This window comes from Nocardia higoensis, from assembly GCF_015477835.1.
In the GTDB taxonomy this organism is placed as follows: domain Bacteria; phylum Actinomycetota; class Actinomycetes; order Mycobacteriales; family Mycobacteriaceae; genus Nocardia; species Nocardia higoensis_A.
The window spans coordinates 92,187-107,567 of record NZ_JADLQN010000006.1 but is presented as its reverse complement, the minus strand read 5'-3'; the positions used below and the strand labels follow the sequence as shown (position 1 = coordinate 107,567).

General features: G+C 69.1%; 14 protein-coding genes. 7 read left to right on the top strand and 7 right to left on the bottom strand.

Annotated elements, in window-relative coordinates; all coding sequences use genetic code 11:
* The gene (locus IU449_RS24455; RefSeq protein ID WP_195004502.1) at window positions 1–510 is read left to right on the top strand and encodes a nuclear transport factor 2 family protein; all 510 of its coding nucleotides are present in this window, start codon (window positions 1–3) and stop codon (window positions 508–510) included.
* 207 nt (window positions 511–717) lie between these two features.
* Here the strand turns inward: IU449_RS24455 and IU449_RS24450 are convergent, their stop codons facing one another.
* The 5 genes from IU449_RS24450 to IU449_RS24430 form a co-directional block, all read right to left on the bottom strand.
* The gene (locus IU449_RS24450; protein ID WP_195004501.1) at window positions 718–1,398 is read right to left on the bottom strand and encodes a hypothetical protein; all 681 of its coding nucleotides are present in this window, start codon (window positions 1,396–1,398) and stop codon (window positions 718–720) included.
* A gap of 65 nt (window positions 1,399–1,463) precedes the next feature.
* Window positions 1,464–2,717, bottom strand: coding sequence for a cytochrome P450 (locus IU449_RS24445; protein ID WP_195004500.1), 1,254 nt, complete (start codon window positions 2,715–2,717; stop codon window positions 1,464–1,466).
* Window positions 2,718–2,981: 264 nt separating this feature from the next.
* Window positions 2,982–4,154 carry an aminoglycoside phosphotransferase family protein gene (locus IU449_RS24440; RefSeq protein ID WP_195004499.1) on the bottom strand — a complete coding sequence of 391 codons (1,173 nt, stop codon included), beginning with the start codon at window positions 4,152–4,154 and terminating at the stop codon, window positions 2,982–2,984.
* Between the two features lie 247 nt (window positions 4,155–4,401).
* Window positions 4,402–5,550 carry a hypothetical protein gene (locus IU449_RS24435; RefSeq protein WP_228805652.1) on the bottom strand — a complete coding sequence of 383 codons (1,149 nt, stop codon included), beginning with the start codon at window positions 5,548–5,550 and terminating at the stop codon, window positions 4,402–4,404.
* A gap of 17 nt (window positions 5,551–5,567) precedes the next feature.
* A complete protein-coding gene (locus IU449_RS24430; protein ID WP_195004498.1) occupies window positions 5,568–6,494 on the bottom strand; it encodes a metal-dependent hydrolase in 927 nt (308 codons plus the stop codon).
* A 199-nt stretch (window positions 6,495–6,693) separates the two neighbouring features.
* Between IU449_RS24430 and IU449_RS24425 the strand changes: the two genes are divergently transcribed.
* The 4 genes from IU449_RS24425 (at window position 6,694) to IU449_RS24410 (ending at window position 10,333) form a co-directional block, all read left to right on the top strand.
* The gene (locus tag IU449_RS24425; protein ID WP_195004497.1) at window positions 6,694–7,326 is read left to right on the top strand and encodes a TetR/AcrR family transcriptional regulator; all 633 of its coding nucleotides are present in this window, start codon (window positions 6,694–6,696) and stop codon (window positions 7,324–7,326) included.
* An 82-nt stretch (window positions 7,327–7,408) separates the two neighbouring features.
* Window positions 7,409–8,698: a hypothetical protein gene (locus IU449_RS24420; protein WP_195004496.1), complete on the top strand. Its 1,290-nt coding sequence runs from the start codon at window positions 7,409–7,411 to the stop codon at window positions 8,696–8,698.
* Window positions 8,695–9,609, top strand: a complete 915-nt coding sequence (locus tag IU449_RS24415) for a hypothetical protein (RefSeq protein WP_195004495.1) — start codon at window positions 8,695–8,697, stop codon at window positions 9,607–9,609. Before IU449_RS24420 ends, IU449_RS24415 begins: the two co-directional genes overlap by 4 nt.
* A gap of 97 nt (window positions 9,610–9,706) precedes the next feature.
* The gene (locus IU449_RS24410) at window positions 9,707–10,333 is read left to right on the top strand and encodes a TetR/AcrR family transcriptional regulator (protein ID WP_195004494.1); all 627 of its coding nucleotides are present in this window, start codon (window positions 9,707–9,709) and stop codon (window positions 10,331–10,333) included.
* 138 nt (window positions 10,334–10,471) lie between these two features.
* Here IU449_RS24410 and IU449_RS24405 read toward each other — a convergent pair whose 3' ends face one another.
* The gene (locus IU449_RS24405) at window positions 10,472–11,014 is read right to left on the bottom strand and encodes a YaeQ family protein (protein WP_195004493.1); all 543 of its coding nucleotides are present in this window, start codon (window positions 11,012–11,014) and stop codon (window positions 10,472–10,474) included.
* Between the two features lie 205 nt (window positions 11,015–11,219).
* Here IU449_RS24405 and IU449_RS24400 point away from each other — a divergent pair, with 205 nt between their 5' ends.
* Complete coding sequence (locus IU449_RS24400; protein ID WP_228805651.1) at window positions 11,220–12,044, top strand: cutinase family protein; 825 nt, start codon at window positions 11,220–11,222, stop codon at window positions 12,042–12,044.
* Between the two features lie 127 nt (window positions 12,045–12,171).
* On the top strand, window positions 12,172–13,767 hold the full coding sequence (locus tag IU449_RS24395) for a GMC oxidoreductase (RefSeq protein WP_195004491.1): 1,596 nt from the start codon (window positions 12,172–12,174) through the stop codon (window positions 13,765–13,767).
* A 113-nt stretch (window positions 13,768–13,880) separates the two neighbouring features.
* On the opposite strand, the gene gndA is transcribed toward IU449_RS24395, so the two are convergent.
* On the bottom strand, window positions 13,881–15,338 hold the full coding sequence (gene gndA, locus IU449_RS24390) for an NADP-dependent phosphogluconate dehydrogenase (protein ID WP_195004490.1): 1,458 nt from the start codon (window positions 15,336–15,338) through the stop codon (window positions 13,881–13,883).
* Between the last annotated feature and the right edge of the window lie 43 nt (window positions 15,339–15,381).

The following is a 15,381-nucleotide window of genomic DNA, read 5'->3' as shown; positions in this document are numbered from 1 at the left end:
ATGGACGAGCGCCTGGCCGCACTCGAAGCGCGCCTGCGTCTGCTGGAGGACGAACGCGAGATCCAGCGCCTGGTCAGCGCTTACGGCCCGCTCGTCGACGACGGCCGGGCCGAAGACGTGGCCGAGCTGTGGATCGACGAGGGAGTCTACGACGTCGACGGCCTCTACATGTCCGGCCGCAACGAGATCACCGCGATGGTTCGCTCCACCGCCCACCAGAGCCTCATCCGCCACGGCTGCACCCACTTCCAGGGCCCCGTGCACGCCACCGTGGACGGTGACACCGCCGCAGCGGCCAGCTACTCGCTGCTCGTCCTGCACCGCGACGGCGACTTCCTCGTCGCCCGCGCCACGGCCCATCACTGGCTCTTCGAGCGGACCGGCAAGGGCTGGAAGGTCCGTCGCCGCACCAGTCGCGCCTTGAACGGCGCCGAGGAGGCCCATCGCCTTCTCGCGGCTGGCGTGCGCGGGCAGACTCTCCCAACCGGCGACGGCCCCTTCCTCGGGTAGTTGCTGCTCTGCGCGCGGAGGTCGCCTGAGACCACACCGGAGTCGCGGGAGCAGCGCGCACGGCCGCAGACGAGGCCGAGGCGGCGGCCGGTGACCCGTGCAGGCGATCGACGCGCGCGCAACCATCGGAATCCGGTGGCCGCGACGATGCCGCCGGATCGCCTGGCGGCGGAGAGGTGGCCGGACACCTGGTGAGCTGGGCGCCGGTCAGCCGACCAGGTCCGGCGCCCGGGAACTGCGGTCTTTTGCGTATTCGACGACCTCGTCGACACGGTCCGCCGCGCCGTCGCGGGCAGCGCACTCCCGGAATCGCTCGATCGCCTCGTCGAGCCGGGGTCCCGGCCCGCCCTCGGCCGAGAGCACGACGATCGCCTCCCGGGTCCGTAGCACCGGATCGGGCAGCGCCAGCAGTTCCTCGAGATAGCGACCGGGCTCGAGCAACTGCACCGCCCGCCGCGCGTAGGCGTGGACCCGGCGGGGGAGTTCGTCGCGAATCGCCTCGATATCGGCCTGCAGCGCGTGCCCGCCCGGCTGATCCGGATCCACCCGCAGCGTCCAGGGCGCGGGCGGCTCGCCGGGTTTCGGGTGCGGGCCGAGGAGGTCCGGACCGGTGGCCGCCGCCAGCGGGACCGGGGTGAGCCCCCGCGCTTCGTCACGTCGGCGGCAGTACTCCCACCATGCCGCCGGTGTCGCGCTCGAGGTCAGCCCGAAGGCGAGCGTCTGCTGACCGTCGGTCCACGTCCGCGACACCCTGGTCCGGCCGACCGAGGCGACACCCGCGTCCTCCACCCGCTTCCAGGTGGGCTCGTTTCCGTGAAAACCGTAGGGCTGGAGCAGTTTTGCGGTGTCACGCAGGAGTCGACGCAGGGCGGTATCGGGGCTGACCATGATCAGGCAGAGTAGCGCCGCCCGCCGACAGTCCGGACTCGCCCCTCGGCCGTACCGGAAAGTGGCTAGACGACCAGCGGCGCCATCGGCGGAAAGGTCACCGGCAGTTCGGCCAGCGCCCGGTGGAAAGGACCGGATCGCCAGATCGGACCGCCGTCGGGCAACGCGACGCGGATCTCCGGCAGCGCGTCGAGCAGTTGGTCGATGGCGTCCTGGGCGATGAGATGGGCCAGCGCCTGGGCCGGGCAGGCGTGCGGGCCGATGCCCCAGGCCAGATGGGAACGGTTGCCGGTGAGGTCGCCCGAGTGGACGGCGGGATCGTTGTTGCAGGCGGCCATGGAGATGACCACGGGCTGGTGCGCGGGTAGCCAGACGTCGTCGATGAGCATCGGCTGACGAGGATAGGTGATCAGCATGTTCGCCACCGGCGGGTCGTTGAACAGCACTTCGTCGAGGGCGTCGCGCGAACTGAGGTTGCCGCCGAGCACGCTGTCGCCGAAGCGGTGGTCGGTGAAGATCAGCAACAGGGTGTTGGCGATCAGGTTCAACTCGAACTCGATGCCGCTGCCGTAGACCTGCGAGACGTGGGTGGCGGCTTCCTGATCGTCGAGGCCCGCGGGATGACGCAGCAGCGCCGTGGTGACGTCGTGGCGGGGATCGGCGCGCTTGAGGATCACCAACTGCTGCAACGCCTCGGTGAGCATCTGATTGCCCTTCTCCGCCTCCACCCCCTCGAGCAGCGCCGAGGTGCCCGCCGCGACCTTCTGGCCGACCTCGGGCGGGCAGCCGAGCATCTCGTTGAGGGCGGCGAACACCAGCGGGAAGACGTACTGCCGGATCAGATCCGCGTGCCCGTCCTGGCAGAAGGTGTTGATCAACGGGACCGCGATCCGGCCCACCGTCTCGTGCATGGCATACAGATCGACCTGCTCGAGGCCCGTGGTGATCGCCTGTCGGTAGCGCTCGAACTCCGGGCCCGCGCAGCGGCTGGCCATCGGTCGCCACGCCATCAGCGGCAGGATCGGGCAGTCGGCCGGGATGTTGCGCTGCCAGGTGCGGGGGTCGGCCGGGAAGTGATCGGGATCGTTGAGCACGCGCAACGCTGTCGCGTAGCCGACCACCAGGGTGGCCGGGACACCCGGCGCCAGCTCCACCGGGGCCAGCGAGCCGTAGCGGGCGCGCATCTGCCGGTAGTACCGGTGCGGATCGGCCGCGAATTCCTCGGTGTAGAGCGGAATCGCGACCTCGTCGGAAGCGAAGGGCGAGCCGTGCGCGACTGGGCACGTCGGGGCCTGCACCCGGGACTGGGGCGTACTCAATGGAAGAACTCCAGACTTCGTTCTCGTGTACTACGGGTGTGGCACCACGCTGTGCCCGATGGCGGCATGACCCGTCCACCGACGAACTGCACTGCCGAAAACACACCGACGGGCGGCTATTTCACCGCCAACCCGCCGAAACACACTGTCCCGGCGGTCACTTCACGCACACACCGGGAGAACCCGTCGAATCGTATAGCCGCTCCGGCGCCGCGGCCACGCGAACACCCGAAAACCGTTCGAATGGAACGTTTCGCGATGGAATCACACGCCGAGCGCGCCGAGGGAGTCGTGGTCGTCGATGGCGGTGGTGATCCGCCGCAGCAGGGTCAGGCAGGTCTGTTCGGACTGCATCCTCGGCTGGTAGAAGGCACGTCCGATGGTGAAAGCCCATGCGGCGTAGGCGAACATCGACTGCTGCCGGTAGGCCGTCCAGGCGTCGTCGAAGGAAGGGGCCGCCCCGTCGAGACCGCCCAGCTCGTCGAGATAGGCGCGGAGCAGGTCGGCATCCCAGGCGCGACGATCCTCGGGCTCGCACCCGGAGTTGACGGTGTAGGCGAAATCGTGGGCCCAGCCACCGCGCATCACCACCTGCCAGTCCACGTACCCCATCCGGCCCGCCGCGGTGCGGTAGGTCTGACCGATATGCGGATCACCGTGCAGCAGCGTGTGCGGAAGTTCGCCGGTGGCCTTGTCGACGGCGGCCGACACCCCGGCCCAGAGGCGTTCGCTACGGCCGTGCAGGCGCTCGGGCACCACCTCCGCGGCACGGACCAGTCCCACCGCGCAGCGCTTCTTCATGTCGATCGCGGCCAGATAGGCCTGCAGCGCTTCCGTGGTCGTCTTGAGCTCGGTGATGGCGGGGTGCTCCCAGAACGTGCGGTGCAGGCGGGCCAGATTGCGTACCAGGTCTTCGATCTGGTCGCGGCCGATCCTGGCGTTGGGCTCGATGAACTGCGCGCCCCTGGTGGCGGCGATGTCCTCCATGAGGGCGATCGAGCGCCACGAGCCCGCATCGGCGGCGCCCCAGTAGCCGATCGGCGCCTCCATATCGACCAGGGGGCGGAAGTCGCGGAAGAACCTGGTCTCGCCGTCGATCATCTTCCCGCCGCCGAGCAGGATGCGCTGGGAGAACGCCGTGGTGGTCTTGGCGAACAGCTCCTTCGGCAGTCCGGCCCGCTCACCGACGTCGTTGTAGCCGACCCGGATCGCCACCCGGGTGGAGGTGCCGACGCTGCCGCCGACGGTCTCGAACGACTCGGCCCGCGCGCCCGGCGTGTGCCGGCACAGCACAGCGGTCAGCCATTCCGGGGTGATGGTCTGCCCCGACACCGGCACGTCGTCGATGGTGCGCGCCTCGGGCCGGGTGAGCGCCTCACCCAGCATCCGCGCGCCAACCGTCACCGACCGTCCGAGCAACCAGAGCTTGTGGTTCATTCACGTGCCTCGATTCGGTGTACGACGCTGCCGCACCGGGCCGCCCTACCGCCGGGTGCACGAGATCCGAGCGAGAGTATCGCACGCAATCGACGCTGAAGTGGTTGCCCCACAAGACGATTGACTTCACGAAGACGGCGGCGCGAGGCGCGCTCGACCCGGCGCAGGCGCGCGAACGAGCGAAGCCGCGGCCCCGCACAGCGGCCGCGGCTCCGGCTCCGGCTCCGGCTCCGGCTCCGGCGAATCGTCAGGCCGACTGCGGCGCCGGTTCCCGCTCGCCCGCCTGCTCCTTCGTCCCGGCTGTCGGCACGGTGAAGGCCGCGACCAGCACGAGGATCGACAGGGCGAAGCAGGCCAGCGTGTACCAGAGGTTGCCGATCGGATCGCCGTCGCCGGTCACGCCGTCCACCGCGGCGAAGAAGTCCGGCAGCGCGGTGGCCCAGAGCAGCGCCATGACGCCCAGGTAGACCACGCCGTACCAGCGGGCGAATTCGTTCACGTAGCCCGGCGCCTGCTCGGGTTCTCTCCGCAGCTGCCGCCATCGGCTGCCCAGCGCCCAGACCGCGACCACCACCACGGCGAGCAGTTCCAGCGCGTAGACCGTGCCGCGCACGGGTGTGCCCGCGATGCCGAGGACCGTGGCGGGCAACGGCAGCAGGAAGGTGCCGATCGAGGCGAGCACGCCGATCACCACCGTGCGCCATACCAATTCGAGCCCGGTGAACTCACGGCCGCGATCGACGTGCCTGCCCACGAAGTACTGCACGCACAGCGCCAGCGACATCGGCCACAGCGCGGCGAACACCACCACGCTGGGCAGCGGCACCGAATCGAACATCGGCTGGTTGATCGGGTTGGTGGTGGACCATTCCCACCAGCGCAGCTGCGGGCCGAGATGATCGAAGATCTCGTAGAAGCAGTGGTGCACGAAGCCGACGCACGCCGCGCCGACCAACACGCCGTAGCGGCGGAAGATGCCCAGCGTGCGGACCAGTTCGAAGGCGATCGTCGCCAGGAACGGATAGATGGCGACGATGTAGAGCGGCAGCCTGCCCCACAGGAAGTCCACCGTGAACACGTTGTGCGCGAACATGGTGTCGACGTGTTCCTCGATGCCGAACGCGGCCGGGAAGTACAGCGGCGGTTCGATGATGAACAGGTAGGCGGTCGCGCCGAACCACAGCACCAGGTTGGTGGGGTCGCCGTGGCGGCGCAGTCGGACCACCGCCAGGACCAGCGCGAGGACCGCGCCGACGATGATGGTCAGCTCCAGAACCGGAAGTGTCCAGTTCTCCAGCGCGAAGGGACTGCGGAACTCGACGAGCCCGCCCATCTCCGCGCAGGAGAAGCCGAGTTCCTCGGCGAGCCGGGAGAAGGTGGGTGAACAGTGTTCCATGATCTGCCTGCCCCCGCTCAGGAGATCGCCGCGTCGGCGGTGTACCAGCGCTGCACGTCGTAACCGGCGTCGTACCGTTTGAACCACTCGTCGGCCAGCGCGGGCAGCTTCTCGTGCGCCGGATTGTGTCTGGGCATCTGCGAGCGCACCACGCCGCCGAGCGCGACCAGCTGCTCACGCAGCGGCAGATCGTCGAAGGCGCGCAGCATCGGCCCGTTGTTCGCGGGCTCCAGCCCCGGGATCCACCTGCGCAATTTCTGCGCCCGCCGATATCTGGCGAACATGGCCATCGCGTCGACCTTGCGCTCCGCGAGCGGGACGTGCTTGTTGAAGCCCTCGGAGGCGATCTTGATGACATCGAGCACGTGCTTGAAGATCGACGGCGCCTGACGCATCCGGTAGAGATCGCTGCCGACCACCGAGTCGAAGATGATCAGCGCCGAGCTGCGGTGCTCGACCTCCTCGACGAAGTGCCAGATGAACAGCGAGGCGACCCGGTCGTCGCCGGGGCGGAAGAGCGCGGCCTCGTTGTCGAGCATCAGTTTGAAGACCGGGGTGAAGGTGGCCTCCAGATCGGCGGTGTAGGCCAGCCGGTATTCCAGCGAGGTGTCGCGGGTGAGCTGATCGAAGGCGCCGATCACCTCGTCGAGGGTCTCCTGCAGCCCGGGATAGTGCCGGATGAGGCCCTTGACGTGCTGGCGGTGCGCGGTGGAGTGCTGGCCTTCCTGACGCATGAACGCTTCGGCCTCCTCGGCGACCTCCGCATCGGTGATCACCGGCTTGGCCTGCAGGATCATGTTCACGATCATTTTCTCGAAGCCGATGGCCAGGAACGACACGGCGTTGGCCATGCTCGAGAAGGCCGGGTTCTGCGGATTCCACAGGAACGGCACTTCGTGGTCCTCGAACGCGAAATTCATCTTCCGGACTACCAGATCGGTCACGTTGCCCACCTCGTCGGTTGCCAGGCGCACGCGGGGACAGCGGCGCCACTGTGCGGACCATCATACAAATAGAACAAGTTATGTATGATCACTTTCGACGAAAGGATCCGTCACGGCCGCGCCGCAGAGCCCTGTGATAGCGTCGAACCCCTGATCAGAGCATCATTTTCGGACAAATTTCGAGTCGGGAAGCGAGCCGGTGGCACGACGACGCGGGTGGGGCGGACAGCCACCGGACAACGACGAGGAGGCCGCGCGCCGCATCGTGGACACCGCCGTCGAACTGATCGCGCGCACCGGCTCGGAGATCAGCATCGCCGACGTGGCCGAATCGCTCGGCGTCATCCGCCAGACCGTCTACCGCTACTTCCCCAGCGCCGACGCCCTGATGAAAGCCGCCGCCCTCGCCTCGGTGGCCGGGTTCCTCGACCGCCTGGCCGCGCATGTCGCCGGGCTGGACGAACCGGTCGAGGCGATGACCGAGGGCGTGGTGTTCACCCTCACCGAGGTCAGGCGCATTCCGCATCTGGGATTGCTGCTGACCGGCGCGCATTCGAGCGTGCACAGCGACGGCATCACCTCGCCGGAGGCGAAAGCCTTCGGGCTCACCATGATCCGGCGTTTCGACGTCGACTGGGAGCGGTACGGCTACGACGACGAGTCGCTGCCCGAACTCGTCGAATACATCCTGCGCACCATGCAGTCGTTCTTCGTCTCCCCCGGCTCGCCGCCGCGCGAGGCCGACGAGCTGCGCCGCTACCTGCGCCGGTGGATGGGCTCGGCGATCATCGCACAGTCCGAGGCGATCGCAGGCGATTCCGCGTCCCGCTAGGAAACTGGTACGCCTCACCGAAACTCCGCCCGCCAGAGGCGAAGTCGTGTTAGACATGCGTCCAACAGCAAGGAGGCGTTACGTGGCACGTCCTTATCGGCTCATCATCTGGGGCCCCGGCGACATGGGCGGGCGCGCGCTGCGCACCGCCCTGCAATCGCCCGACTTCGACGTCGTCGGAGTCAAGGTGTTCAGTCCGCACAAGCACGGCAAGGACATCGGGGAGCTGGTCGGTCTGCCGCCGGTCGGGATCACGGCCACGACCTCCAAGGCGGACATCCTGGCGCTGAACGCCGATGTCGTCGTGCACACACCGACCACGCCCGCGCTGGTGCAGGGCGCCGACGCCGATGTGATCGACCTGCTCGAGTCGGGCAAGAACGTGGTCTCGGCGGCCTCGTACCACAATCCGGCCATGCCGACCTGGCTGTCGGCCTCGCAGTCGCCGCTGTCGGTGCTGCGCACGGTCTCGGCCATGCGGGTCACCGGCGACGCCTTCGGCGCGCAGCTCAAGGGCGCGCTGTCCGGATTGCGGCTGGCCATGAAGGCGATCGACTCCGCGCCCGCGGCTCCGGTCCGGCCGATGCTCGACAAGCTGGCGGGCGCGGTCGTGGACAAGGCGATCCCGCGGCGCGCGACCGGCGCACGGTTGCAGCAGGCCTGCCTGAAAGGCGGGGTGTCACTGCACGGCACCGGCCTGCATCCGGGCCTGATGGTCGAACAACTGCTGCTGCGGCTGGCCGGGCTGCTCGACCAGGTCGATCAGGTGCGCTTCCTCGAGGTCGGCGACCTCTCCCCCGCACCGGACGGCATGTGGGGCGGGCTGGCCAGTCTCGGCTTCGGCACCGACCTCGACCAGGTCGACTCCGACCACGCCATCGCGCTGATGCAGCACTTCTACTTCGACGCGGTACTCGCCAATGTCGCGCACACGCTGTTCGGGGCGAGCGCCGATCAGGTGCGTGTGGAACGGCACGTCTATCCGGTGCCCGCCCGCACGCGGGTGAAAGCCGGTGGCACGGTGATCGAGCCGGGCAGTGTCGGCGCGATCCACATGACCTACCGCGGCTACATCGGCGACAGACTGTTCATGACCAACGAAGAGTGCTGGCACGTCGGGCCGGGTAACGCCCATCTCGGGCCGGACCATCCGCGCAGCAGCGCGGGCGGGCACGTGATCACCCTGGACGGCAGTCCCGGAACCATCGAGATGCGCAACGAACTCGACGACGAGAACGCCGGTGGGGAATGGTCGGCGGTCACCGATATCTCGGTCAACGCCATGCTCGCCGTCGTCCCCGACCTGTGCGCGGCCGCGCCCGGTGTGGTGACCCCGGATCTGGCCCCCCGCTACCGCCTGGAGAACGCATGAGCACCCATCGCATCCGCGTCACCGTCCACGGCGAAGGTCCGCTCGCCGACCGGATGGCCGACCGGGTCGAGGCCAGGGCCGATCTCACCCTCGTCGCCCGCACGGCCGGAACCGAGCAGCCGCCCACCGGAACCGAGTGCGTGATCTACCTGCCCGGGGCCGAGGAGCCGGCGGCCGCGACAACGGCGGTGCCGCATCTGCTGCGCGCCGGCTACGACGTGGTGACCTCGCTCCCGCTGGACGAGCGTCTGCCGGAAGCCGACATCCTCGACGCCTGCCGGGCCGGCTCGTCGACCTTCCACGCGAGCGCCGGGTTCCAGTCGGCGGTGGCGATCCGGATGGCGCGGACGCTGGCCGAGGTCACGCGAGACATCCGGCGGGTGGAGCTGATCGAGGAAGTCCGGTTCCCCGATTCCGGGGTGTACCCGTGGGATTCGCTCGCGGGCACCGGCCTGGGGGCGACCGACAGCGAAGCGGCGATCGCGGCGGTCCGGGCGGTCACGGGATACTACGAGGCCGGACTGCACGTCCTCGACGAAGCGGTGTTCGCGGGCGCGGGCGCCGCCGAGAACGTCGCCACCGCCGTGGATATCGAGATCGGTGACGCGGGCCAGGTCGAGCGGGTGAGCGTGCATCGCGATCTCGGCGCCCAGGTCGGCTACCACTCGATCTGGACGCGGGCCGAACCCGACAGCGTGCCGTTGCGCTACCGTCTTGCCACCACGACCGACTCCGCCTCCGGGACGGCGACGGTGGAATTCCGGTTCACCGACGGGCTGCACCCGGGCGATCACCTCACCGGCGTGGGCGTATTGGACGCACTGCGCTCGGTGAACGAGAGCGAACCGGGCATCGCCCGCCGTGATCTGTCGATCAACTACCTGAAATCCGACGATCGCCTGAAGCGCTGACTCCCACCGAGCCTGCCACCCGCGTCGGACCGTCCGTCACTGTCTGCGGCGGGCGGTCCGACGCGGTGGGGCCGAGGCGGAGTGCGAGGATGAGTCGATGAGTTCACCGAGACTCTGGCGCGGCCAGACCATGGACGATCGCAGTGCCGACCGGCGTGAGCAGTTGCTCGCGGTCGCCACCGAGATCTTGGGCACCGCCGGTGCGTCCGCGGTGACCATGCGGGCAGTGACACGGCAGGCGAACCTGAGTCCGCGCTACTTCTACGAGAGTTTCCACAGCCGGGAAGCGCTGCTGCGCGCGGTCTACGACCAGGTCGAGGCCGACCTGATGACACGCATCCAGAAGCTGCCACCCACCGGGGACCTGCGGGCGGGCGCGCGCGCGGTCGTCGACCTGTGCGCGCAGTTCTTCGAGGAGGACGCGCGCCGGGCCAGGATCCTGTTGCGCGAGCCGCTCGGCGACGACACCCTGCACGAGCACAGCGCCGCGCGAATGCCCTCGTTCATCCGCGCGCTGGTGCCGCTGCTCGGCGCGGAGGCGGGCGCGCTGGTGCCCGCCGACGACGCCACCCTCGCGATCCAGGCGACCGCGCTGAACGGGGCGTTGGTGGCGCTGTACCTGGACTGGACCGACGGGCGGCTGACCGTCGAACGCGACCGGCTGGCCTCGGTCGCGGTGGACATCGCGTTCGCGCTCGCCGCCGTCGCGCACCGCGACAACTGAACACCGCGCACCGCGACAACTGAGCGCACTGCGCACGGCACACCTGAGCACCACGCACGCGCAGCGCGCATTGCGACAACTGAGCACCACGTAGCGACGTGGACGGCGACCGATGGACACCGCACCGCAACTGCCGAGCTAACCCAACCGGTGCTCGTGCACCACCGTCTCGAACGCCGCTCCGTTGATCTCCAGATAGAGCGTGCCCTCGGTGACCGACAGGGTGGCGGTATTGCGGCGTTCGACCACGGCCACCGCGGCATCGACGAACGCGCGATCGACGCTGTACAGCGGGATCCGCTCGGCGCGATGGATGCGCTTGCCGTGGTACTGGGCGAGTACCTTGACCGGGTCCCGGTGGGTGTAGATGGCCACGCGCTCAGCGGATTTGCTGCCGCGGTGCACCCGCTCGGCGTCGGGCGCGCCGACCTCGATCCAGGCGGTCAGCGCGCCGGTGGCGTCGCGGGCGAGCACGGCGGGCTGGTCGGCGGAGGAGACGCCGCCGTCGCTGAAGCTGATGCCCTCGGTGTATTCCAGACAGTAGGCCAGCAGCCGGGTGAGCATGAATTCCGCCGTCTCCGAAGGGTGGCGGGCGACGCGCAGCTCCAGATCGTCATAGACGCCACGGTCGAGGTCGGCGAGTCCGACGGTGAAGCTGTGAACAGTCGCATTGAGTGCCATAGAGCGAGCAGCTTATCGGCCTGGCAGTTACTATTTCGTCAGGGTTCGGCCGACACCGGCGTCCTGGTCGCGGGACGCCGTTCACCATCCGGGCGCTCGCCCGGCAGTGCAGAGACGGAGTACGACGATGCTCTCTCGATGGACGCTTTCTCGATGGACGAACGCAACGGTCTGCACACTCGCCATGGTTGCTGCCGTGTTGCCGATGAGTGCGGGGGCCGTCGGCGCCGCCCCGGGCTCCTGCCCCGACCTCCATGTCGTGGTCGTACCGGGCACCTGGGAAACCTCCCACGCGGAACCGGGCAAAGGCATCCTCGCGGGCGCCGCCGACGGTCTGCCCGGCAATGTCCGGGTCGACTACGTCACCTACGCGGCGACCGCCTTCCCCTGGGAGGGCGAGGTCTACGGCCGGTCCAAGCGTGAGGCCACCGATGGCGCGCGCGGACTGGTCGCCGACGTCGCCAGGCAATGCGCGGGTACACGTTTCGCGCTGCTCGGTTACAGCCAGGGCGCGGATGCGGCGGGCGACCTCGCGGCCGAGATCGGTACCGGGCTCGGCGTCGTGCCGCCGGACCGGGTCGGGCTGGTGGGTCTGGTCGCCGACCCGCGCCGCTCCCCCACCGACCAGCTGATCGGCCCGGCCGTCCCGGGTGCGGGCGCGGGCGGGCCGCGGCTGGGCGGCTTCGGCTGGCTCAGCCCGGTCGCCTACACCTTCTGTGTCCCGGAGGATCTCTACTGCGCCACCCCGGACGGCGATTTCGCCGCGCGGATCGCCGGACTGTTCGCCCAGGCTTCGGATCCGAGCCAGTTCTACCAACTGCCCGCGGGCGATCTGCTGGCCGACGTGGTCAACGCGGGCGGTCTCGGCCTGCTGCACGACCAGCTGAACAACTCCGCCTACGAGCAGCGCAAGCGTCAGATCGACAATTTCCTGTCCTCCGGTGCGCACCAGAGCTATCCCTACTATCGGGTCGCCGGCGGCGAGACGGTCATCGGCTGGTTGCGCGGCAGACTTCGCGCGCTGACCTGAAGCGGCCGAGAGCCCGGCGAATCGGACACAACAGCTCGGAAAGGTTGACGCCGGTGTGACGTAGACGGCAGACTCGCCGTGGACCGGACAGCGTTGTCCGGTCTCTCTACTTTCACAAAAGGGTGTCATGTCGGTAATCACGCGCCGCTCCGTGCTGACCGGAGCAGCCGCAGCAGGTGTAATGGCCGCGGGGTCTTGGAATGCCAACGGACGGCACGCCGTCGCCGCTCGCGGCAATCAGATCCCGGTGAGTTTCGAAGAGCATCGTGTCGTCGTGGTGGGATCCGGTTTCGGCGGCGGGGTGAGCGCGCTGCGCCTGGCCCAGGCGGGCGTGCCGGTGACCGTGCTCGAACGCGGCCTGCGCTGGCCGACCGGCCCGAACGCCGAGACCTTCCCGCGCGCTTCCGCGCCGGACAAGCGGCTGCTGTGGTACCGCTCGAGCCCGAACCTGTTCGGCACGCCGTTGCTGTTCGAGCCCTACACCGGCCTCATCGAGGCGGTGCCGGGAACCAACATGACCGTGCTGTGCGCCTCCGGCGTCGGCGGCGGATCGCTGGTGTACCAGGGGATGTCGCTGCAGCCCACCGAAGAGGTGTTCGACGCGCACTTCCCCGCCGAACTCGACTGGGGCGTGCTCGACCGGGTGCACTACCCGCGGGTGGCCCGCATGCTGGGGCTCGCGGTAGCACCCGACGAACTCATCGCACACCCGAACTATCTCTCGGCCAGGGTCTTCGCCGAGAACGTGCGCCAGGCCGGTCTGCCGCTCGACAAGATCCCCATGCCGATCGACTGGAATTTCGCGCTGGCCGAGCTGCGCGGGGAGATGAAGCCCTCCTACACCAACGGCGACGGCGCGATGGGGGTGAACAACGGCGGCAAGAACTCCGTCGACGTCACCTACATCGCCGCCGCCGAGGCGACCGGCCTGGTCACCGTGCAGACGCTGCACGAGGTGTCCGACGTCGAGCGGGCCGCCGACGGGCGCTGGACGGTCTACGTCAACCGCCTCGACACCACCGGCACGGTGCTGGAACAGAAGATCATCACCGCGGGCACGCTGATCATGGCGGCCGGTTCGGTCAACACCACGAAGCTGCTGGTGCGCGCACAGGCGACCGGGCGCATCCCGGATCTGCCCGACGCGCTCGGCGAAGGCTGGGGCACCAATGCCGACCGCATCTACGTCTGGCACAACCCCGGTGCGCATTTCGGTATGGCCCAAGGCGGTCCGGTCGTCTACGGCAGCAAGAACTGGGAGGACCCGCAGGCCGCGTGCACGCTGATCCAGGCGTCCATCCCGCCCCTGCAACTCGACCCGCAGAGCACCATGATGGTCGGCTACGGCGTCAGCCGCGGGCGAGGCCGGTTCGACTACGACGCGGCGGCGGGCGAGGCCAGGCTGTACTGGCCCGCCGACGGTGACTCGGTCATCCAGGACAATCGCATCGGCCCGATAGCGCACCGTATCGCCGGACCCGACACGACGCTGATCGACACCAACGCCGTGTTCCCGTCCACCTGGCATCCGCTCGGCGGCGCCTGCATGGGCACGGTCTGCGACGGCGACGGCCGCGTCCTCGGCCAGCGTGGCCTGTACGTGCTCGACGGCGCGCTCATGCCGGGCAATACCGCGGCGTGCAACCCGTCGATGACGATCGCGGCGGTCGCCGAGCACGCGCTGGACAACCTGGTCGCCCACGACGTCGGCACCGTCATCTGAACCGTGCCCGGCCGAGCCGGGGGCAGCCGGGCACGATGCGCCGCACATGCGAGAGGGCCGGACGATCGTCCAGCCCTCTCGGTGTCGTTCCCCTCGGACCGGGGCTCGTGGGATCAGGCCCGGATCTCGGAGCGGTCGCCGCTCCACAGGGTGTGGAACTTGCCTTCGGCGTCGACGCGCTCGTAGGTGTGGGCGCCGAAGAAGTCGCGCTGGGCCTGGGTCAGCGCGGCGGGCAGGCGCTGCGAGCGCAGCGCGTCGTAGTACGACAGCGAGGAGCCGAACGCGGGCACCGGAATGCCGAGCAGGGCGGCGGTGGCGACCACGCGACGCCAGCTGTCGATGCCGGTCTCGATGGCCTCGCGGAAGTACGGGTCCAGGATCAGGCTGGGCAGCGACGGGTCGTTGTCGTAGGCCTCCTTGATCCGATTGAGGAAGCGGGCCCGGATGATGCAGCCGCCGCGCCAGATGGTCGCCAGATCACCGGGCTTCAGGTTCCAGCCGTATTCGGCGCTGCCCGCGGCGATCTGATCGAAGCCCTGCGCGTAGGCCACGACCTTGGAGGCGTAGAGCGCGCGGCGGATGTCCTCGGTGAACTGCTCGACATCGGTGGGCTTGTCGGCCAGGGCGCCCGCGGCCAGGCCGGCGGCGGCCTTGCGCTGGGCCCGCGAACCCGACAGCGCGCGAGCGAACACGGCTTCGGCGATACCGGTCACCGGCACGCCGAGATCCAACGCGGACTTGACCGTCCAGCGGCCCGTGCCCTTCTGCTCGGCCGCGTCGACGATGACGTCGACCAGCGGGCGGCCGGTCGTGGCGTCGACCTGGTTCAGCACCTCGGCGGTGATCTCCACCAGGTAGCTCTCCAGATCGCCGCTGTTCCACTGGGTGAACACGTCGGCGATCTGCTTGGCGTCGAAACCGAGCGCCTCGCGGAACAGGTGGTAGGCCTCGCCGATGAGCTGCATGTCGGCGTACTCGATGCCGTTGTGCACCATCTTCACGAAGTGGCCGGAGCCGTCCGGGCCGATGTGGGTGCAGCAGGGGATGCCGTCGACCTTCGCGGCCACCGATTCCAGCAACGGGCCCAGCGATTCGTAGGACTCGGCGGGACCGCCCGGCATGATGGCGGGCCCGTTGAGCGCGCCCTCCTCACCGCCGGAGATGCCCGCCCCCACGAAGTTCAGGCCGCGCTCGCGCATGGCGGCCTCGCGGCGGATGGTGTCGGTGTAGAGGGCGTTGCCGCCGTCGATGATGATGTCGCCGGGCTCCATCGCCGCGGCCAGTTCCTCGATGACCGCGTCGGTTGCCTCGCCCGCCTTCACCATGATCAGCACCCGCCGCGGCCGCTCCAGCGCCGCCACGAACTCCTCGATGGTCTCGGTGCGCACGAAATCCCCGTCGCCGCCGTGCTCGGCCAGCAGCGCGTCGGTCTTGGCGACCGAACGGTTGTGCAGCGCCACCGTGTAGCCGTGCCGGGCGAAGTTGCGGGCGATATTGCTGCCCATGACGGCCAGGCCGGTGACACCGATCTGTGCGCGCGCGGTCGTGGTCGGCTCCGTGGAGGTCGGCATGATCAACTCTCTTCGTCGACAGGGCGGTGATTTCCGCGTTTCA